The 18,229-nt window shown below is 71.8% G+C and carries 20 protein-coding genes; 10 read left to right on the top strand and 10 right to left on the bottom strand.

All coding sequences use genetic code 11. The features are described from left to right. Positions 1-235 precede the first annotated feature (235 nt). The 5 genes from J2850_RS01740 to J2850_RS01720 form a co-directional block, all read right to left on the bottom strand. On the bottom strand, positions 236-958 hold the full coding sequence (locus tag J2850_RS01740; protein WP_209978125.1) for a sugar transferase: 723 nt from the start codon (positions 956-958) through the stop codon (positions 236-238). A gap of 133 nt (positions 959-1,091) precedes the next feature. Continuing rightward, the gene (hypE, locus tag J2850_RS01735; protein ID WP_209978123.1) at positions 1,092-2,138 is read right to left on the bottom strand and encodes a hydrogenase expression/formation protein HypE; all 1,047 of its coding nucleotides are present in this window, start codon (positions 2,136-2,138) and stop codon (positions 1,092-1,094) included. A gap of 25 nt (positions 2,139-2,163) precedes the next feature. Then, positions 2,164-2,388: a HypC/HybG/HupF family hydrogenase formation chaperone gene (locus J2850_RS01730; RefSeq protein WP_209978121.1), complete on the bottom strand. Its 225-nt coding sequence runs from the start codon at positions 2,386-2,388 to the stop codon at positions 2,164-2,166. A gap of 17 nt (positions 2,389-2,405) precedes the next feature. Continuing rightward, positions 2,406-3,536, bottom strand: coding sequence for a hydrogenase nickel incorporation protein HypB (hypB, locus tag J2850_RS01725; protein ID WP_209978119.1), 1,131 nt, complete (start codon positions 3,534-3,536; stop codon positions 2,406-2,408). A gap of 51 nt (positions 3,537-3,587) precedes the next feature. After that, positions 3,588-4,799, bottom strand: a complete 1,212-nt coding sequence (locus tag J2850_RS01720; protein ID WP_209978117.1) for a nickel-dependent hydrogenase large subunit — start codon at positions 4,797-4,799, stop codon at positions 3,588-3,590. Positions 4,800-5,104: 305 nt separating this feature from the next. On the opposite strand from J2850_RS01720, the gene J2850_RS01715 reads away from it, so the two are divergent. The 7 genes from J2850_RS01715 (at position 5,105) to J2850_RS01685 (ending at position 10,640) form a co-directional block, all read left to right on the top strand. Then, a complete protein-coding gene (locus J2850_RS01715) occupies positions 5,105-5,704 on the top strand; it encodes a HupE/UreJ family protein (protein ID WP_209978115.1) in 600 nt (199 codons plus the stop codon). 185 nt (positions 5,705-5,889) lie between these two features. Beyond that, a complete protein-coding gene (locus J2850_RS01710) occupies positions 5,890-6,537 on the top strand; it encodes a YjbE family putative metal transport protein (protein WP_307353651.1) in 648 nt (215 codons plus the stop codon). A gap of 62 nt (positions 6,538-6,599) precedes the next feature. Continuing rightward, positions 6,600-7,457 (top strand): DUF3618 domain-containing protein, encoded by an 858-nt coding sequence (locus J2850_RS01705; protein ID WP_209978112.1) that lies wholly within the window; start codon positions 6,600-6,602, stop codon positions 7,455-7,457. A gap of 10 nt (positions 7,458-7,467) precedes the next feature. Further along, positions 7,468-8,478 carry a YihY/virulence factor BrkB family protein gene (locus J2850_RS01700; RefSeq protein ID WP_209978110.1) on the top strand — a complete coding sequence of 337 codons (1,011 nt, stop codon included), beginning with the start codon at positions 7,468-7,470 and terminating at the stop codon, positions 8,476-8,478. 296 nt (positions 8,479-8,774) lie between these two features. Next, entirely contained in the window at positions 8,775-8,945 is a 171-nt protein-coding gene (locus tag J2850_RS01695) for a hypothetical protein (RefSeq protein WP_209978108.1), read from the top strand. Between the two features lie 326 nt (positions 8,946-9,271). Next, positions 9,272-9,970, top strand: coding sequence for a hypothetical protein (locus J2850_RS01690; protein ID WP_209978105.1), 699 nt, complete (start codon positions 9,272-9,274; stop codon positions 9,968-9,970). Between the two features lie 58 nt (positions 9,971-10,028). Continuing rightward, a complete protein-coding gene (locus J2850_RS01685) occupies positions 10,029-10,640 on the top strand; it encodes a HutD/Ves family protein (protein ID WP_209978104.1) in 612 nt (203 codons plus the stop codon). A gap of 112 nt (positions 10,641-10,752) precedes the next feature. Here J2850_RS01685 and J2850_RS01680 read toward each other — a convergent pair whose 3' ends face one another. Next, positions 10,753-11,091, bottom strand: a complete 339-nt coding sequence (locus tag J2850_RS01680) for an acyl carrier protein (protein ID WP_209978102.1) — start codon at positions 11,089-11,091, stop codon at positions 10,753-10,755. Positions 11,092-11,369: 278 nt separating this feature from the next. On the opposite strand from J2850_RS01680, the gene J2850_RS01675 reads away from it, so the two are divergent. Then, entirely contained in the window at positions 11,370-12,734 is a 1,365-nt protein-coding gene (locus tag J2850_RS01675) for a nucleobase:cation symporter-2 family protein (protein WP_209978100.1), read from the top strand. 61 nt (positions 12,735-12,795) lie between these two features. Here J2850_RS01675 and yddG read toward each other — a convergent pair whose 3' ends face one another. Then, positions 12,796-13,713 (bottom strand): aromatic amino acid exporter YddG, encoded by a 918-nt coding sequence (gene yddG / locus J2850_RS01670; protein WP_209978097.1) that lies wholly within the window; start codon positions 13,711-13,713, stop codon positions 12,796-12,798. A 206-nt stretch (positions 13,714-13,919) separates the two neighbouring features. Here yddG and J2850_RS01665 point away from each other — a divergent pair, with 206 nt between their 5' ends. Beyond that, entirely contained in the window at positions 13,920-14,675 is a 756-nt protein-coding gene (locus J2850_RS01665) for a helix-turn-helix domain-containing protein (RefSeq protein ID WP_209978095.1), read from the top strand. Positions 14,676-14,689: 14 nt separating this feature from the next. Here J2850_RS01665 and J2850_RS01660 read toward each other — a convergent pair whose 3' ends face one another. Beyond that, positions 14,690-15,382 (bottom strand): alpha/beta fold hydrolase, encoded by a 693-nt coding sequence (locus tag J2850_RS01660; protein WP_209978094.1) that lies wholly within the window; start codon positions 15,380-15,382, stop codon positions 14,690-14,692. Positions 15,383-15,528: 146 nt separating this feature from the next. Continuing rightward, on the bottom strand, positions 15,529-16,146 hold the full coding sequence (locus tag J2850_RS01655) for a DedA family protein (protein ID WP_209978092.1): 618 nt from the start codon (positions 16,144-16,146) through the stop codon (positions 15,529-15,531). A gap of 150 nt (positions 16,147-16,296) precedes the next feature. Between J2850_RS01655 and J2850_RS01650 the strand changes: the two genes are divergently transcribed. Continuing rightward, positions 16,297-16,776, top strand: a complete 480-nt coding sequence (locus tag J2850_RS01650; protein ID WP_209978090.1) for an Lrp/AsnC family transcriptional regulator — start codon at positions 16,297-16,299, stop codon at positions 16,774-16,776. Between the two features lie 69 nt (positions 16,777-16,845). On the opposite strand, the gene J2850_RS01645 is transcribed toward J2850_RS01650, so the two are convergent. Beyond that, a complete protein-coding gene (locus J2850_RS01645; protein ID WP_209978088.1) occupies positions 16,846-18,066 on the bottom strand; it encodes a winged helix-turn-helix domain-containing protein in 1,221 nt (406 codons plus the stop codon). Positions 18,067-18,229 lie beyond the last annotated feature (163 nt).

Genomic DNA, 18,229 nt, shown 5'->3' with positions numbered 1-18,229 from the left:
CCCTATCACGTCGTTCGGCCATTCTCAAAGCACCCCCGGACCAGGAGGGGGGATGCCGCACCGCAAGTGCCAGATGGGGAGCGCGGACAGGCTTGTCGCGCGCCCGGATGGGACGCGCGACGGGGGGAACGGGTGGCTGCTTTCGGAGGGGGTCGGCCGGTCGTGCTATGGGCCGTGCTATGACGGGCCAGTTGCAGGGCCGGCGGGAAAGGCCGCCGGCGGGCGCCGGCACCGGTCAATAGGCGCCGCTGCCTTTCACCACGACGCGCACCGTGCGCAGCATGATGCCGATGTCCGCCCAGAAGGACCAGCCGACCACATAGGCGGTGTCGAGCTGGACCCGGCGCACATAGTCGACGTCGCTACGGCCGCTGACCTGCCACAGGCCGGTCAGGCCGGGGCGGCAGCGGGTGTAGAAGGGGAAGCAGGCACGGTAGTAGGGCACCTCGTCGTCGATGATCGGGCGCGGGCCTACCAGGCTCATCTCGCCGCGCAGGACGTTGATGAGCTGCGGAAGCTCGTCCAGGCTCGACTTGCGCAGGAAGCGGCCGACCCGGGTGATGCGCGGGTCGTTGCGCAGCTTGCGGGTGGCGAGCCATTCCTCGCGCGCCGCCTCGTCGGTGGACAGCAGCCGTTCCAGCACCTCGGCGGAATTCACCACCATCGAGCGGAATTTCAGGCAGGTGAAGGGGCGGCCGTCGGCACCGACGCGGCGGTGGCCGAAGACGGACGGGCCGCCGTCGCGTGCGACAAGCCAGGCCAGCGCCAGCATCAGCGGGCCGAACAGCATGAGCAGTCCCAGCGCGCCGACGATGTCGAAGGCACGCTTCACACGGTGACGGTGCAGGGGCGGGCAGCCGGGCAGCCGGTCCATCGCCTGCATGGCCGAGCGCGTCCCGGCAAGCCGCCCGGGGTCCAGACGGGGGGCGCCCAAAAGGGCGGTGTTGGACAACGCCATCGGAATCCTTCGTCTCTGATGGTCTCGGGTCAGAGCATAGGACCATCCGAGAGAGGCAACAGCCAGCGCGCGAAAGGGGTCCTCCCGTCGGGACCGGATCAATGGAAACGGTGGGTTAGCCCGGCGGTACGGGTCAGCAGATCCGGGGAAGCTGCTCTCCGGTCAGCCAGTCGACGATCCGGCGGCCGCCGAAGCGGGTCTCCATCTGAACGAAGCAATGGGCATCCTCCACCACCCGTCCGATGCGGGCGGCGTCGCGTCCCAGGGGATGGGCGCGCATGGCGGCGAGCAGGCGGTCGCACTCCTCTTCGGCGCAGATCGCGATCAGCTTACCCTCGTTGGCGGCATAGAGCGGGTCCAGCCCCAACAGTTCGCAGGCGGCGGCGACTTCGGCGCGCACCGGGATGTCCGCCTCGGCCAGGCGCATGCCGACGCCGGACTGGTGCGCGATCTCGTTCAGCGTGGTGGCGAGCCCGCCGCGGGTGGGGTCGCGCAGCACATGGACGCCGGGCACCGCCGCCACCATCGCCGCGACCAGCCCGTTCAGCGCCGCGCTGTCCGAGAGGATCGCCGTCTCGAAGCCGAGATTGTCGCGGGTCGACATGATGGCGACGCCATGGTCGCCCATGCTGCCGCTGACCAGGATGGCATCGCCCGGCCGCGCGCGGTCGCCGGACGGCGCCACCCCCGGCGGCACCATGCCGATGCCGGTGGTGGTGATGAAGATGCCGTCGCCCTTGCCGCGCTCCACCACCTTGGTGTCGCCGGACACGATGGCCACCCCGGCCTCGCGCGCCGCCGCGGCCATGCTGTCGACCACCCGCTTCAGGTCGGCCAGCGGGAAGCCCTCCTCGATGATGAAGCCGGCGGTCAGGTGCAGCGGCACCGCCCCCGCCATGGCGACGTCGTTGACCGTGCCGTGCACGGCCAGCGAGCCGATGTCGCCGCCGGGGAAGAACAGCGGCGAGACGACGAAGCCGTCGGTCGTCATCACCATCCGTCCGCCCGGCACGTCGAAGGCTGCCTGGTCGTTGCCCTGGTCGAGCCAGGGATTGGCGAAGGCGGCGGCGAACAGCTCGCGCACGAGCTGCGCCATCGCCTTGCCGCCCGACCCGTGGGTCATGTCAACCGCCCCGCGGGCGATGTCGAGCTTTCGGGCGAAGAGGCGGCGGTCGGTCATGGTCGGATCCGGGTGGGGTGGTGGCTCAGGCGGCGTCGGCCGGCAGCTCGGCCAGCAGGGCCAGCGTGCGCTCGGCCTCCTCGGCGTCGAGGCGGGAGAGGGCGTAGCCGACATGGACGATCACGTAGTCGCCGACCGCCACCCCCTCGACCAGCTCCAGCGAGCAGGTGGAGCTGACGCCGCCGAGGCTGACGGTGGCGCGGTCGTCGGGCAGCAGGGCGGTGACCAGGGCGGGAACGGCTAGGCACATGGCGGGACCCTCGGCGATCAGGCGGTTTCGGCGGCGGTTTCGGCGTCTTTCCCGGCGGCATCGCGGGCGGCGCGGGCTTCCGCCAGTCCGTCGGCGATCCACTCGTACCAGGACTCCAGCCCCTCGCCGGTGGTGGCGGAAAGCTGGATCACCGCCAGGGAGGGGTTCAGGCGCTGGGCGTAGCCGATCATCCGCTCCACGTCGAAGCTCAGATAGGGCAGCAGGTCGATCTTGTTGACGACCAGCAGGTCGGCGCCGGCGAACATGGCCGGGTATTTCAGGGGCTTGTCCTCGCCCTCGGTCACCGACAGCACGACGACGCGGTGCGTTTCGCCGAGGTCGAAGCCGGCCGGGCAGACGAGGTTGCCGACATTCTCCACGAACAGCACGCCGTCGTCGGCGAAGCCGCCGCCGGCGGCCAGCCGGTCGGTCGCCTGCGCCACCATGGCGGCATCGAGGTGGCAGCCCTTTCCGGTGTTCACCTGCACCGCCGGCGTCCCGGTGGCGCGGATGCGGTCGGCATCGAAGCTGGTCTGCTGGTCCCCCTCGATCACCGCGACCGGGAAGCGGCCCTTCAGGTCGGTCAGGCTGCGGGTCAGCAGGGTCGTCTTGCCCGATCCGGGGCTGGACATCAGGTTCAGCACGAACACCCCGCGCCCGGCGAAGCCGCGGCGGTTGGTTTGCGCCAGCGCGCTGTTCTTCGCCAGGATGTCGCGCTCGATCGTCACCAGGCGCGGCTGGTTCAGCGCCGCCCCGCCGTCGATGGCGTCCGGCCTGTCGGGATGGTGGTGGCCATGCCCATCATCATGATGCCCGCCGTGATGATGGCCGGCATGATGGTCTTCGTGGGGCCCGTGCTCGTGCCCGTGCTCGTGCCCGTGCCCGTCGGCGTGGGCGTGTTCATGGCCATGGTGGCTGTGGCGGAAGACGGTGCCGTCCGGCGCGACATGCTCGTGGCTGCCGTCCTGCGCGGGATGATGATGGTGCGCGCCGCCGCTGCCGCTGCCGCTGCCGCTGCCGCCGTGGCTGTGGCGGTAGATCTTGCCGTCCGGCCCGACATGCTCGTGTCCGGCGTCGCCCGTGACGGCCGTCGCGGCGGTGCCGTCGATCCTGGTCTCACCCTCGCCGCATCCGCAAACCGTGCACATCACCCGATCTCCCGCTCTGACTTCGCAACGCCGCCGCAGCAGCCGCAACCTTTACACCACATCGATTTCGCAGGCCACGCAGGGGTCGAGCATCGCGACCAGCAGCCGCGCCCTCGCCACCGCGGCGGCGGCATCCGGAACCTCGGCGCCGGCCAGCCCGCGCGCCAGCGGCCCGTCGGCGGCGAAGTTCCAGTCGGTCGGCGCCACCATGCGGGCGTCGGCCAGCCGTCCCGTCCCGTCCAGCCGCAACCAGTGCGCCAGCCGGCCGCGCGCCGTCTCCGCCACGCCGCAGCCGGTGCCGGCCTGCGCCGGGCCGTCCGCCGCCCGGCGGTCGGTCGGATCGGCCTGGCCCAAGGCCGTGACGGTGCCGGCCATCCGCCGCGGCATCTCCGCCATGTCGGCGAGGCGCGCGGCGAAGAGCCGGGCCAGCCCGTCGCCGTGGCGCGCCGTCGCCGACACCACCAGCGGATGGCCGGCCTGCCGCTCCAGCGGGCCGGTCAGTGCCGGCGCGTCGCGATGGTGCGGCCTCGCGGCGAAATCGGCGTCGCCGCCCAGTGCCGCGGCGAACCACTCGGCAGAGCGTTCCACCAGCGCACCGACGCCGCACGCTCCCCATCCCGCCAGATCCGGTGCCAGCAGCCGGGCGGCCAGCCGGGCCGCATCCGTCCGTCCGCCGGCTGCCCAGGCGGCGAGGGCGTCGGCATCCCCGGGCGGCGGGCCGCCGAACACCTGCGTCTCCAGCCAGTCCGACATCCGCGCCAGCGCGCCGTCCAGCGCCGCCGGGTCCGGCCGCAGCGCGCCGCCGCCGATCCGCAGCCCGTCCCCGGCCGGATAGAGGGCCGGGGCCACCGCGGCCGTGGCCGCGCGCAGGTCGCGCAGGGCCGCGGGGCGGGGCGGGGCGCCCAGCAGCGCCGGCCACTCGACGACCGCCTGCCAGCCGTGGCTTTCCAGCGCCTCGGCGTCGGTCAGCAGGCCGCGCGCCGGCTCATGCGCGCCGGCGTCCATGCCGGGCGCCAGCCCCAGCGCCGCCTCGCAGGCGCGGGCCACCGCCAGCCCCTGCGCCGTGCCGCACAGGCTGAACAGCAAGGGTGCCAGCCTCGCCGCCTCGTCCGCCGGCCGTCCCACCAGTGCAGCGACCGCGCGGGGCCGGCGTGCCGCCACCTCGGCAGCGGCGATGCGTCCGCCTGCCACGGCGAGGCGGACCGAGACGGCGCCCCCGCCGGAAAGCTGCATCGGACTGCCGTGAGCACCGGCGTGACCCATCTGCGCGTCTGGTCCTTCGATATCGGCCGATATTGGGGCGGGAAGGGGAGGAAAGGCGGGGGAGGAACCCTGCGGACCATCCTGCCGCATCGGTGTCCGTGTGCAATGACCTGCGTCAAAAGACGTAGGTCGGCCGTCCCCTGCCCGGCCTCTCCGCCATGGCCGCGCCGACGCTTTCTGCTACACTGCCGCCAACCGCGCCGTGGCGCCGGTCTTCCATGCGTCGGGCGGGCCATGCGTCGGGTGGGCCATGCCTCGATCGGGAGAGGCGGGCCGGCGCGACACGACACCAGAGGATGCTTCTCATGAAACGGTTTTCCCTCGCCTCGGCCGTCGCGCTGGCCGCGCTGGTCCTGCCGGCGGCCGCCGACGCCCACACCTTCGGCGTGCATGACGCCGGCTTCGCCCACGGCTTCCTCCACCCGGTCGGCGGCCTCGACCACCTCCTCGCCATGGTCGCGGTCGGGCTGTGGGCGGCGCAACGCGGCGGCGCCGCCGTCTGGGCGCTGCCGGCGGCCTTCGTCACCGCCATGATCGGCGGCGGCCTGCTGGGCATGGCCGGCATCGGCCTGCCGGGGGTCGAGCTGGGGATCGCCGGGTCGGTGGTCGCGCTCGGTGCGCTGATCGCGGCGCAGTCGCGCCTGCCGCTGCCGGCCTCGCTGGCCGCGGTCGCCCTGTTCGCCCTGTTCCACGGCCATGCCCATGGTGCGGAGATGCCGGAGGCGGCGCAGCCGCTGCTGTACGGCCTCGGCTTCGCGCTCGCCACCGCGCTGCTCCACGGCGCCGGCGTTGCCGCCGCCCTGTCGCTGCGCGGCATCGTCGTCGGCGGCAGGGGCGCCCTGGTGCTGCGCGGCCTGGGTGCCGCCATCGGCATCGGCGGCGTTGCCCTGGTGGCGCTGGGCTGACCCCCGCCGCCGTCCGCGGCGGGACCGGCGCGCGCGCCGGGCGGGCTTTCCCGCCCGGCTCCCGTTCCGCGTGCCGCCCGGCGGACGCTGCGGCTCGCCGGGCCGGGTTGCCGATGCCGGCCTGCGCGCGATATGGCTTCCGACCCGTCCTGCATCCGCCTCCCTTCGACACCGACGGACCGACCGTGGACTCGCTGCTTCCGGAACTGATCGCGCTTTGCCAGGTGGTGTTCATCGACCTGGTGCTGGCGGGCGACAACGCCATCGTCGTCGGCATGGCCGCCGCCGGGGTGCCGCGGGAGAAGCGGACGAAGGTCATCTTCTGGGGCATCGCCGCCGCGGTGATGCTGCGCATCGGCTTCGCGCTGGCGACGACGAGGCTGCTGGACATCATCGGGCTGACGCTGGCCGGCGGGCTTTTGCTGCTCTGGGTGTGCTGGAAGCTGTTCCGCGAACTGCGCGGCCAGCGCGAGGAGGCGGAGGCCGCGGCGCTGATCGCCGAGCAGGACGGGGCGGAGGGCGTTGCGGCTGCCGCGGGCGGCGGCAAGCCGGTGGGCACCGCCATCTGGGAGGTGATCGTCGCCGACGTGTCGATGTCGCTCGACAACGTCCTGGCGGTGGCCGGGGCGGCGCGCGAGCACCTGTGGGTGCTGGCCGCCGGGCTGCTGCTGTCGGTCGCCCTGATGGGGGCGGCGGCCAGCGTGATCGCCCGGCTGCTGAACCGCTTCCACTGGATTGCCTATCTGGGGCTCCTGGTCATCGTCTATGTCGCCCTGCGCATGATCTACCACGGCAGCATCGAGGTCATGGCCTACTCCCACCATCTGGGGTGAGGCCGGAACAATCGCCCCCTCGCGGTGTTGCAAGCCGGCAGCCTCCACAGGAGACGTCCGGCATGACCCACCAGAACGACGCCATTCCGTCCGCCTCGACCACCGGGGCCCCGTCCGCCGATCCTTCCGCCCACGGCTCGGCCGATCCCGGCAGCCGCCGGCCGGAGGAGATCGAGCACGAGATCGAGTCGATCCGTGCCCGCATGGATTCGGTGATCGACGAGATCGAATTCCGCCTGTCGCCCGGCCAAATGTCGGGCGGGGTGCTGCAGGTGGTGCAGGACGTCATCAAGGGTGACGGCGAGGGACTGTCCGGGCGCGTCGCGCGGGCGGTCCGCGCCAACCCGATCCCGGTGGCGCTGATCGGCATCGGTGCCCTGTGGCTGGGCTGGGCCGTCGCCCGCACGCCGGAGTCGGCGACGGAGTTCGACGATTACGCCCCTCGCGGCCGCCGCTTCACCCCGCGCAGCCGGCAGGCCCTTGGCGACCTGATCGCCGCCTGCCGCGACGGCGCCACCGCGCTGCGCCATGCAGACATGAGCATCGCCGACCATCGCCTGTCACCGCGGCTGGAAAGCCTGGCGGACCAGTTCGACCGCAGTGCCGAGATGCTGGATGCCGAACTGCGCGACGGCGGCGGCTGGATCGAGGGCGACGGCGAGGCCCGCCGCATCTGGTCGCCGATGCACGGGCTGGCCGGAGCCAGCGCGCGCAGCATCGTCGCCGGCGCCGAAGGCCCGGCGGCGCGCGCGGAGGTGCTGGCCCAGCTCGAAAGCGGACTGGACGGCACGCTCTCGCTGTTCCGCGACGCGCTGCACGACGAGACGGACGAGCACCTGCAGGTCGTGATCGGCGCCCAGTTCCATGCGATCGAGACGGCGCGCCACAGCGTCGGCGCCCTGCGCGAAGCCGTGGCCTGAGGAGGGGCTGATGCTGGGATTGAGCCGGCGCCATCATTACGGATATCGGCAGGCCGCCAACGACGGGCGCGGGCGGACGGCCGACTCGCCGAGCGAGATCCCCAAGCGCGGCTGGAAGGACATCCTGCTGCGGGTGTGGGACGAGCAAAGCAAGGACAACGTGTCGATGCTGGCGGCCGGAGTCGCCTACTATGCGCTGCTCGCCATCTTCCCGGCGGTGGCGGCGCTGGTGTCGATCTACGGCCTGGTCGCCGATCCGTCGATGATCGAGAACCAGTTGAGCCAGCTTGCCGGCCTGCTGCCGCCGGAGTCGCTGTCGATCATCCGCGACCAGGCCAACAAGGTGGCGACCGCACCGTCGCAGGGATTGAGCTTCGGCCTGATCTTCGGCCTGCTGCTGACGCTGTGGAGCGCCTCGCGCGGGACCAACTCCCTGGTGAACGCGCTCAACATCGCCTATGGCGAGAAGGAGACGCGCGGCTTCATCACGCTGGCGGCCCTGTCGATGGGGCTGACGGTGGGCGGGCTGCTGTTCGTCATCGTCGCCATGGTGCTGATCGTCGCCGTTCCGGCCGCCATCAACATCGTCGGCCTGCAGGACACGCCGATCGGCTGGATCGCCAGCCTCGCCCGCTGGCCGATCCTGGCGGTCGCGATCATGATCGCCCTGGCGGTCTTCTACCGCTACGCCCCCGACCGGCGCGAACCGCAATGGCGCTGGGTGACCTGGGGCTCCGCCGCCGCGACGGTGGTGTGGCTGCTGGGATCGCTGGGCTTCTCGATCTACGTGTCCAACTTCGGCAGCTACAACGAGACCTACGGGTCGGTCGGCGCCGTCGTGGTGCTTCTGCTGTGGTTCAACCTCACCTCCTACGTCGTGCTGCTGGGAGCCGAACTGAACGCCGAGATCGAGCACCAGACCGCACGGGACACCACGGACCGCGATGGCGGACCAGCCCGGCCGATGGGCCGGCGCGACGCCTATGTCGCCGACACCGTGGGGGAGCGGAAGGCCGGCTGAACCGTACGCCTTGGACTGCCGGGGGCGAAAAAGGCCCTTGGCAGGCCGGGGAGGGCGCGTTATGGTTCCGTCCATGCGACACGCGCTTTCCCAGTCCGTCCCCGGACGCTCCCGATACTTTGGCCGCTGGTTTCGTCCGGCGGCCTAGGAACGCGCATCTGTCGCTCATTCCCGAAGCCGCCCGGACCGATCCGCGGCGGCTTTCGCATGTGTCACCCTCGCCCCTTGCGGGCAGCACATCCTGAAATTCCGGCACGGGCGATCCGGGCGGCCTCCCACCAGCAAGAGAGGTCGCCATGTTCGATTTCGATGTCGTCACCGGTCCCACCCATCCGCCCGTCGCCCCGGCCCCCGAACCGTCGGCGGTCGTTGCCGAGGGGCACGCAGCCGTCCGCTCCGCTCCCGGTTCCGTCCAGGCGGGACCAGCCGAGTCGCGCCCGGCAGCCCCGGCGAAGCGCCCGTCCTGACGGGCCGGCCGGTTTCCACCGGGCCTTGCGAGGCCTCCCGCCGGGTTTCCCAGCGTTTCCCAGGGTTTTCCCCAGGGGGTTCGCACAAAAAAATCACGAATCCTGCGTATCATCCGCCGGCTGTTGTCGTATACTCCTATCGAAGGTCTGAGCTTCGGGGACCGGCACAGCCGGCCGCGCGGTGGTGTCGCGGGACACGCCCACGGCCCGGGCGTCCGCCCGGGGCAGGAGCGGGCCCGGGGCAGGATCAGGGCAGGATCAGGATTGTGGGCGGCCGCAGGTTCGACGCGGTTCAGTCGATCGGTACGGGAGAAGGATGACGGATCATGGCGGATGATGCTCTCTCAGGCGTCAACTCTATGGTGTCGAGCCTCAACGCGTCGATCAAGAATGCGGTCGACGCGATCCAGCGCTCGCAGAGCAACCAAGCCATCGGCGAAGTCCAGGATTTTTCCAAGACGGTCAAGAAGTCTCCCCTGACCACGGCGGGGAGCGCCACCGACATCGGCATGGTCACGAAGAACGTCTCGCGCCTCAACGTCGCCAGCAGCCTTGCCGCGAACGACAAGGTCGACTTCTACAAGTTCAAGGCCACCACCAAGGGCGAACTGACCATGGGGCAGGTCGGCGACGACGGCGTGCGTGTTCAGCTCATGAACAAGTACGGCCGGGTGATGGCCGACAGCAACAAGGATTCGGGCGACGACTACGCCGCCTTCAAGAAGCTGCAGGCGGGAAACCTGACCATCGACAAGGGCGACTACACGATCCGCGTCACCCGCGACAAGGGCCAGTCGGACAAGGATCCGAAGAACTACGCCCTGCAGGTCGTGATGGGCAACTACAGCAAGGACTATGACACCGTGGCCAAGCAGCCGGCCAAGGGTGACACCGGCCTGACGCTCAGCACCGGGCAGCAGGCGATGCTCGATGGCCTCAACAACGCCATCGGCACGATGAACTCGATCCCGACGGGCCAGACCGGAACGCAGAAGCTGATGGGCAGCTTCGACCTGTTCATCTGAGGCCCGGCGGCGGACGCCATGCTATGACGGGGCAAGCGTCCCGCATCGGAGGTCCGCCTTGCCATCCGCCATCCGCCTGAGCCCCGCCGACCATCGCCGCGTCCCCTGGAGGAACGGCGGTGGCGTCACCACCGAACTGGCGGTGGAGCATCTTCCGGACGCCGGCAGCCTTCCCGGCGGCGAGACCCGCTTCCTGTGGCGGGTCAGCATCGCGGACATATCCGGTGCCGGACCCTTTTCATCCTTCTCCGGCTACGACCGGCTGATCGCCGTGGTCGAGGGCGACGGCATGCGCCTGTCCGTCGACGGCGCCCCGCCGGTGGAGTGTCGCCGCATGGGCCCGGCCTTCGCCTTTCCCGGGGAGGCGGCGGTTTGGTGCGAGCCGACCGGAGGCCCGATCCGCGACGTGAACCTCATGCTCGACCGCGCGTCCGCCGCCGGCGCCCTGACGCTGCTGACCGGGGCGGGGGGCGGCGCCGTCCGGCAGGCGCAAGGCGACGTCGTTCTGGTCCATGCGCTGGCCGGCACGCTGGCGATCGGCGTCGATGGCGGAGAGGCGATGGCCGTGCCGGCCGGCCACAGCCTGCTGCTGCGCGGCATGGCGGGTGCGGTATCGGTGGAGGCGCCGGCCGGCGCGGAAGGCTTCTGTGCCGAGGTGCGGCGGCGCTGAGGAAAGGCTCCGGCGGCAGGGCATGCGGGCATCCCGGCGGGACCGGCCGGTCACCGTCCGCGTCCGCCGTGCCCTCGCGCGGTGCGGCCGATCACATCGGGCGCCGATCCGTTCAGGCGGCGATCTGGTTGATGCCGCGGCAGCGGGTTTCGAAGTCGTCGGAAATGAACTCGGGGCGCTTGTAATACCCCTTGATCCAGCTTGCCAGCAGGCAGAGCTCTTCCAGCTTCACCAGTTCGTCCAGCGTTCCGTCCGGGAAGCGGATGCCGAAGCTGTCGGAAATGAACTCCAGCACCTGCTCGACCTGATCGATCGACAGGCGGATGTCGGTCTCCAGCGTCGCGTTGCGGGTCAGCAACCCCTCGTCGATGCCATATTCGTCGCGGATCAGCTTCACGATCCAGCGGAACATGTGCATCCAGTTGGATACACCCTCGATCGACTTGCTCATCGCGTCACTCGTCCGGGCTTGTGCGAAAGGGGTAGGGCGCGGGGGACTGTACGGGGTTTTCGTTAAAGAATAGCGCAGCCCATGATGCAGGCGCTCCCCGGCGCGGCAAAAAACCGCGCGGGAAATGCCACCTGTGCGGGCAATGGCGGCCGGCGCCGCCCATCGTTTGGGCAGAGCCGGGGGGCAGCGGCCCTGCGAGAGGCCGTCTCCGCCGCCGGGAAGGGGGCGGCATGGGCCATGCATCGCCATGGCGGCACACCCGCAGGAAAGGCCACGCCATGACATCCCCGACCCCGCGAGCGATCCATCCGGTGGATGAACTGCCGCCGCCCTGGCGGCTCCTGGCGCTGGGGCTCCAGCATGTGCTGGTGATGTATGCCGGGGCCGTCGCAGTGCCGCTGATCGTCGGCGGGGCGCTGAAGCTGCCCAAGGACCAGGTCGCGATGCTGATCAACGCAGACCTGTTCGCCTGCGGCGTGGTCACGCTGATCCAGGCGGTGGGCGTCTGGCGCTTCGGCATCCGGCTGCCGGTGATGATGGGCGTCACCTTCGCCGCGGTCGGCCCGATGGTGGCGATGGCGGGCAACCCGTCGCTGGGGCTGCTCGGCATCTACGGCGCGGTGATCGGCTCGGGCATCTTCGCCATGCTGGCGGCGCCACTGGTCGGGCGGCTGCTGCCGCTGTTCCCGCCGGTGGTGACCGGCAGCGTGATCGCCATCATCGGCATCTCGCTGATGCGGGTGGGGGTCGGCTGGGCCGGCGGCGGCGTCGGGAACCCGAACTTCGGCGACCCGGCCTTCCTGGGCGTGGCCGCCTTCGTGCTGCTGGTGATCCTGGCGCTGATGAAGCATGGCCGCGGCTTCGTCCGCAACGTCGCGGTGCTGCTGGGGCTGGTGGCCGGCATGCTGCTGGCGATGGCGCTGGGTCTCGTGGGCTTCTCCGGCCTCGCCGAGGCGCCGTGGCTGGCCCTGGTCCGGCCCTTCCAGTTCGGCTGGCCGGTCTTCGACCCGGTCGCCATCGTGACGATGTCGCTGGTGATGATCGTGGTCATGATCGAATCGACCGGCATGTTCCTGGCCGTCGGCGAAACGGTTGGCCGCCCGGTGAGCCGCGAGGATCTGGTCCGCGGCCTGCGCACCGACGGGCTGGGCACGCTGATCGGCGGCGTCTTCAACACCTTTCCCTACACGTCCTTCTCGCAGAATGTCGGGCTGGTCGCGGTGACCGGCGTGCGCAGCCGCTGGGTCTGCGCGGCGGGCGGGGCGATCCTGCTGCTGCTCGGGCTGCTGCCGAAACTGGCCCTCGTGGTGGCCTCGGTCCCCGCCTTCGTGCTGGGCGGGGCCGGGCTGGTGATGTTCGGCATGGTGGCCGCCACCGGCGTCAGGATCCTGGCCCAGGTCGACTATGCCGGCCGGCGCGAAAACCTGATCGTCGTCGCCGTCAGCATCGGCTTCGGCCTGATCCCGCTGGTGTCGGAGCGGTTCTTCGACAGGATGCCGGCCTTCCTGTCGCCGCTGCTCCACAGCGGCATCCTGCTCGGCACCCTCGCCGCCGTGGCGCTGAACTGGTACTTCAACGGCCTGGAGGCCGGCGCCCGCGCCCGCCGTGACGTCGCCGCGGCGGCACACGGCGTGGAGGCGTGAGCCGCCCCTGGAGCCCTCCGTGCGCTTCACGGTTCGGGCGGGTCCGCTTGCCGATCACGCCCTACCCCCGCCGCAGCAGGTCCTTGCTGGCCAGCAGCGACCCGCCGGCGATCAGGGCGCAGGCCGCCCAGACGGCGCCGCTGTTGGGGGCGAGCCCGAACAGCACCAGCAGCAGGGTGGAGAGCAGCGGCGCCAGGTAGGACAGCGCCCCCAGCGCCCGGATGTCGCCGTGGCGCACGCCGAAGTCCCAGACGAAGAAGGCGGCCCCCACCGGCCCCAGCCCGAGCAGCAGCATCGCCGTCCAGCCGGCGGCGGTCTCCGGCCACACCGTGCGCTCCAGCATCAGGTGGCAGAGCAGCGACAGCAGCGCCGTGACCAGGCAGAAGGCGCTGACCGCGTCGGTCGGCGCCTCTCCCACCTGGCCCAGCCGGCGGCGCAGCACCGAATAACCGGCCCAGGTGACGGCGCTGCCCAGTGCCGCGGCATAGCCGGGAAGATGCGCGGCCTCGACGGAAAAGCCGCCGCTGCCGCCGCGCGCGATCAGCAGCGCCGTCCCGGCCAGGCCGGCCAGCGCGCCGGCGACATGCCACCAGCGCAGCCGCTCCCCCGGCAGCAGGGCCGAGAACAGCACGATCAGCAGCGGCCAGAGATAGTTGATCAGGTTGGCTTCCACCGGCGGGGCGGCCTGCAGCGCCATGAAGTAGAGGAAATGGAAGCCGAACAGCCCGCCCACCCCCAGTGCCCAGGCGGCGGCCGGCTGGCGGAAGTAGCGCAGGGGATTGCCGCCGCGCGCCAGGGTCCAGCCGCTGCCGACCAGGAAGGCCAGCAGGAAGGAGGTCGCCACCAGTTGGAAGGGTGGAACCGTCGAGGCCAGGGTCGCCAGCGGGGCCAGGGTCGCCCACATCAGGATGGCGGTGAAGCCGACCAGGGTGGCGCGGTTGACGGCGCTGCGGCCGGCGGCGGGGGAGGGGGCGAGCATGGTCGTGGCGGGCCGGAGGTTGGGATGGGGGACCGACCATAGCGGCCGGGCGGGGCCGGAGTCTTGTCCCGGCCTCCGGCGCGCCTTGACCACGACTCCGGCGGGGTTCCGCCGGAACGCGCTGTCCGGGCGAACCTGATCCTGTACCTGCCGGCCTGTGGCGGCGTAGCATGGCCCGTTGACCCGCAACCGAGGAGTCCGCCGGCGTGGCGTCCCCGCAGCGCCCGGCCGTCAGCACCCGCAGCTATGACGGGCATGAACGGCGGCACGCGCACGAGCATCACCAGATCGTCCTGGCCGTCGCCGGCGCGCTCGACATGGAGGTCGGCGGGACCCGCGGGTGTGTCGGGCCGGGCCGGGGCGTTCTGGTGGCGGACGGCACGCCGCACAGCTTCCGCAGCGTCGGCGACAACCGATTCGTCGTGCTCGACGTGCCGTCCGGCGCCCTGCTTCCGGACGCAGCGCTGCGCGGCGGCGACGCCTTCTTCCCGGTGGACGAGGCGCTGGACGGGCTGGTGCGCTACCTGGCGGCGGAGGCGGCCGGCCGGCCGCTCGACCCGATGCTGGCCCACCATGCGGCCGGCCTGCTGCTGCGGGCGCTGGAGAAGCGCCGCCCGGCAACGGAATCGGCGGTCCCGGTGGTGGCCGACCCCATCGACCGCGCGCTGGCCCTGATGGCGGAGCGGTATGGCGAGGCGCTGACCGTCGCCGATCTGGCCGCGGCGGCCGGGCTGGCACCCAGCCGGTTCCACGAGCGCTTCCGCGCCCGCACCGGCGCCACCCCCGCCGGCATGCTGGCGGACCTGCGGCTCGACCGGGCGGAGGCGCTGCTGCGCGACGGCACGCTGCCGCTGGCCGAGGTGGCGCTGGCGGTCGGATTCTCCGACCAGAGCGCGCTCACCCGCAGCCTGCGCCGGCGCCGCGGCGTCACTCCCGGAGCGGTGCGGCGGGCGGAGCGCTGATCGGGACGGCTGGATCAGGGCGTCGCGGTGCGCGCGGCCTCGATGATCACCGCGGCCACCACCCGCGGGTTGGACAGGTGAGGGGCATGGCCGGACTCCACCTCCACCGTCCGGGCGCCGATGCGGGCGGCGGTGTCGCGCAGGAAGGGCGGCGGCAGCATGCGGTCCTGGGTGGCGACCACGTACCAGGACGGCTTCGATGTCCAGGCGGCGGCCGACACCTTGCTGGCGAAGCAGGCGGCGGCGACCGGACCCTGAACGGCGGCGAGCAGGGCCGCCTCGTCGGCCGGCAGGTCCTGGGCGAAGTTGCGGGCCATGCCGTCCGGCGTCAGCGTCAGGAAGCGGCCCCTGTCCACCGAGACGCCGGTCAGGCCGGCCGAGGGCGGATAGGGCTTCAGCGTGTCGTTGGGCGACTGGCCGATGTCGGGGGCGAAGGCTGCGACATAGACCAGCGCCGCCACCCGGTCCTGGCCGCCGGCCTGGGTGATCACCGCCCCGCCCCAGGAATGGCCGACCAGCACCACCGGCCCCTTGCTGCGGTCGATGGCGCGCTGCAGATGGGCGACGTCGTCGTCCAGCGACACCAGCGGATTCTGCACCGCGGCCGCCGCCAGCCCCTCCGCCTGCAGGTGGGGGATCACCCGGCCCCACGAGGAGCCGTCGGCGAAGGCGCCGTGAACCAGGATGATGGTCGGGGTGGAACTCATGGCTGCTGCTCCCGCCTGGAGGGTCGGATCCTCCCGGTCTTCAGCATGCCCGGCCCATGGCCGTCCAGCCGGGATGGCGTGGTTTTCCTCCCTGCGGAAAATGAGGGCGGAAAACGGGGGCGGGAAACCATGGCGGGGAGGGGCGGCTATTCCGCCGGCTGCTTCGCCGCCCGCCGTCCGAAGGTGGACACCCGCCAGACGTACCAGACGGCGATGCCGGCGACCACGGCGGTGGAAACGGGGTTCAGGTAGCCGGCGACGAGCTGGTACTGGTCCTCCAGCAGGTAGCCGGCGGCGGCGAGCAGGCTGCTCCAGCCGGCGGTGCCGATGGTGGTGTAGAGCAGGAAGGGCAGCAGCCGCATCTCCGACACGCCGGCGGGGATCGAGATCAGCGTGCGCACCGCCGGGATCATCCGGCCGACCAGCACCGACCGGCCGCCATGGCGGCGGAAGCGGTCGGTGGCCTCGTCCACCTCCTCCGGCGCGATGGTCAGCCAGCGGCCATGGCGCGCGGCCCACTGCTTGAGGCGGCGGCAGCCGACCCAGCGGCCGATCGCATACCAGAACAGGGCGCCCAGCACGGCACCCGCCGTGCCCGAGACCACGACCAGGACGATGTTCAGCTCGCCCCGCGCCGCGCTGAAGCCGGCCAGCGGCAGGATCAGTTCGGAGGGCACCGGCGGAAACAGGTTCTCCGCCAGCATCAGCAGGGCGATGCCGACATAGCCGGTCTGCTCCACCGTCTTCACGATCCAATCGAACACGTCCGTCCTCCCGCAGCGTCCGACCGGACAACACCGCCGCGGGGGATTGGTTGCGCGCCGCCGGCCGCCCGGCGGGACTCGCAGCCGGGGCCGGCGCCGCTTATGTTCGGGAGAGCAACGATCGGGGCGGCGAAAGAGGAGGTGGCGTGAATGGCGGCGATCAAGCTCGACCGGCATGAGAAGGGCATCCTGGCGGCCTTGCAGGAGAATGCCCGCCTGACCATGCAGGAGCTGGGCGAGACCGTCGGGCTGTCGGCCTCGCCCTGCTGGCGCCGGGTGCGGTCGATGGAGGACATCGGCGTCATCCGCCGCTACACGGTGCAGCTCGACCCGCGCAAGCTCGGGCTGGGCGAGTGCGTCTTCGCCCATGTCACGCTCGAACGCCACAAGGAGAACGCGGTCGAGCAGTTCGAAAGCGCCATCGCCGGCATGCCGGAGGTGCTGGAGTGCTTCGCCGTCACCGGCGACGCCGACTATCTGCTGCGGATCGTCGTGCCGACCACCGAGGATTACGGCCGCTTCCTCAGCGAGCGCATCTTCTCCATCCCGGCCGTCTCGCACGTCAAATCCAGCGTGACCCTGAAGGAGGTCAAGTTCGAGACCCGCCTGCCGCTGGATCATCTGGAGTGACGGCACCCCGCCGCGCGCAGGCCCCCGGAGCGGGAGCCTGCCGGAGGGCGGCGGGCGGCGCCTGCGGGATCAGGCCGTGACCGCCAGGGCATCCGCGAGTGCGGGGGCGAGATCGCCGGCGCCGGCTACCGTCAGGCGTTCCAGCCCCAGCCAGCCCGCCAGCCGGCGCAGTTCCGCCGCGAGCGGCGGCGCCACCGCCTCCGGCCGGGCATGGGATTCGGCATGGGCGGCCTGGACCAGCAGGGCGCCGGCCTTGCGGTCGGACTTCAGGTCGACGCGGGCGGCGATGCGCTCCGCCATCAGGAAGGGCAGCACGTAATAGCCATGCTCCCGCTTGTGCGCGGGGGTGTAGATCTCCAGCCGGATGCGGGCACCGAACAGCCGTTCGGTGCGCTGGCGTTCCCACACCAGCGAGTCGAAGGGCGACAGCAGGGCACAGGCCGCCGCCTTGCGCGGGACGCGCAGGTCGGGCGGGGCGTAGGCGGGCTGGCTCCAGCCCTCCACCGCCACCGGCAGCAGCTCGCCGGCCTCCACCAGCTCGGCGATGCGCAGCCGGGCGTCGCCGGCGTCGAGCCGGTGGTAGTCGCGCAGGTCGCGTTCGGTGGCGACCCCGTGGGCGCGGGCGGCGATGCGCAGCAGCGCGCGCTGGGCCTCGGGCTCCTCCGGGGTCGGCGCGTCGAACACGGCGCGGGGAAGCACCCGTTCCGGCAGGTCGTAGAGCCGCTCGAAACCGCGGCGGCCGGCGGTGGTGACCAGGCCGGCCCAGAACAGGAACTCCATCGCCCGCTTGCCGTCGCTCCACCCCCACCAGCCGCCGGCCCCGCGCCCGGCCTCGCTGAGCTCCGAGGCGCCGAGCGGACCGCGGGCCGCCACCTCCGCCAGCACCGAGTCGATGTAGGGGCGGCGCTCGGCGGCGAAGCGGGCCAGTTCGCCGTAGATGCCGTCGCCGCGCTCCGCCCGCGCCATCCGCCAGCGGAACAGCGGCTGCTGCTCCACCGGGATCAGCGACGCCTCATGGCCCCAATATTCGAACAGCGTCCGTTTCCTGCCGCCATAGGCCAGCCGGTCGAGCAGTCCGGCCTCGTAGGGACCGAGGCGCGAGAAGAGCGGCAGGTAGTGGGACCGCACGAGGACGTTCACGGAATCGATCTGCACCAGCCCGAGCCGGTTGAGCAGGCGCCGGGCATGGCGGGCTTCGACCGGCGTTTCGGGACGGGTGTTGGGGAAGCCCTGGGCGGCGATGGCGACGCGGCGGGCCTCGCGGAGGGACAGCGTGTCGGAGCGTGGCATGGACCCGGAAAAGGCTGGGGCGGGAAGGGGCGGGCGACAAGGAGGGGGGCCTACGATACACGCGCGGCCGGCCCCTTGCCCCTCCGTTTTCGAGGGGACCGCCTCCTGCAAATGCGTTTGATTTTCGTCAAGGAGGCGGACCGTCCCGCGCATCAAGCTGAGG

Source organism: Azospirillum picis (assembly GCF_017876115.1).
Taxonomy (GTDB): Bacteria; Pseudomonadota; Alphaproteobacteria; order Azospirillales; family Azospirillaceae; genus Azospirillum; species Azospirillum picis.
This window is presented reverse-complemented; position numbering and strand designations above follow the sequence as displayed.

Coding starts and splice junctions, on each gene's coding strand:
- J2850_RS01740 (WP_209978125.1), bottom strand. CDS start 958: ATGGCGTTGTCCAACACCGCCCTTTTGGGCGCCCCCCGTCTGGACCCC.
- hypE (WP_209978123.1), bottom strand. CDS start 2,138: ATGACCGACCGCCGCCTCTTCGCCCGAAAGCTCGACATCGCCCGCGGG.
- J2850_RS01730 (WP_209978121.1), bottom strand. CDS start 2,388: ATGTGCCTAGCCGTTCCCGCCCTGGTCACCGCCCTGCTGCCCGACGAC.
- hypB (WP_209978119.1), bottom strand. CDS start 3,536: ATGTGCACGGTTTGCGGATGCGGCGAGGGTGAGACCAGGATCGACGGC.
- J2850_RS01720 (WP_209978117.1), bottom strand. CDS start 4,799: ATGGGTCACGCCGGTGCTCACGGCAGTCCGATGCAGCTTTCCGGCGGG.
- J2850_RS01715 (WP_209978115.1), top strand. CDS start 5,105: ATGAAACGGTTTTCCCTCGCCTCGGCCGTCGCGCTGGCCGCGCTGGTC.
- J2850_RS01705 (WP_209978112.1), top strand. CDS start 6,600: ATGACCCACCAGAACGACGCCATTCCGTCCGCCTCGACCACCGGGGCC.
- J2850_RS01700 (WP_209978110.1), top strand. CDS start 7,468: ATGCTGGGATTGAGCCGGCGCCATCATTACGGATATCGGCAGGCCGCC.
- J2850_RS01695 (WP_209978108.1), top strand. CDS start 8,775: ATGTTCGATTTCGATGTCGTCACCGGTCCCACCCATCCGCCCGTCGCC.
- J2850_RS01690 (WP_209978105.1), top strand. CDS start 9,272: ATGGCGGATGATGCTCTCTCAGGCGTCAACTCTATGGTGTCGAGCCTC.
- J2850_RS01680 (WP_209978102.1), bottom strand. CDS start 11,091: ATGAGCAAGTCGATCGAGGGTGTATCCAACTGGATGCACATGTTCCGC.
- J2850_RS01675 (WP_209978100.1), top strand. CDS start 11,370: ATGACATCCCCGACCCCGCGAGCGATCCATCCGGTGGATGAACTGCCG.
- yddG (WP_209978097.1), bottom strand. CDS start 13,713: ATGCTCGCCCCCTCCCCCGCCGCCGGCCGCAGCGCCGTCAACCGCGCC.
- J2850_RS01660 (WP_209978094.1), bottom strand. CDS start 15,382: ATGAGTTCCACCCCGACCATCATCCTGGTTCACGGCGCCTTCGCCGAC.
- J2850_RS01650 (WP_209978090.1), top strand. CDS start 16,297: ATGGCGGCGATCAAGCTCGACCGGCATGAGAAGGGCATCCTGGCGGCC.
- J2850_RS01645 (WP_209978088.1), bottom strand. CDS start 18,066: ATGCCACGCTCCGACACGCTGTCCCTCCGCGAGGCCCGCCGCGTCGCC.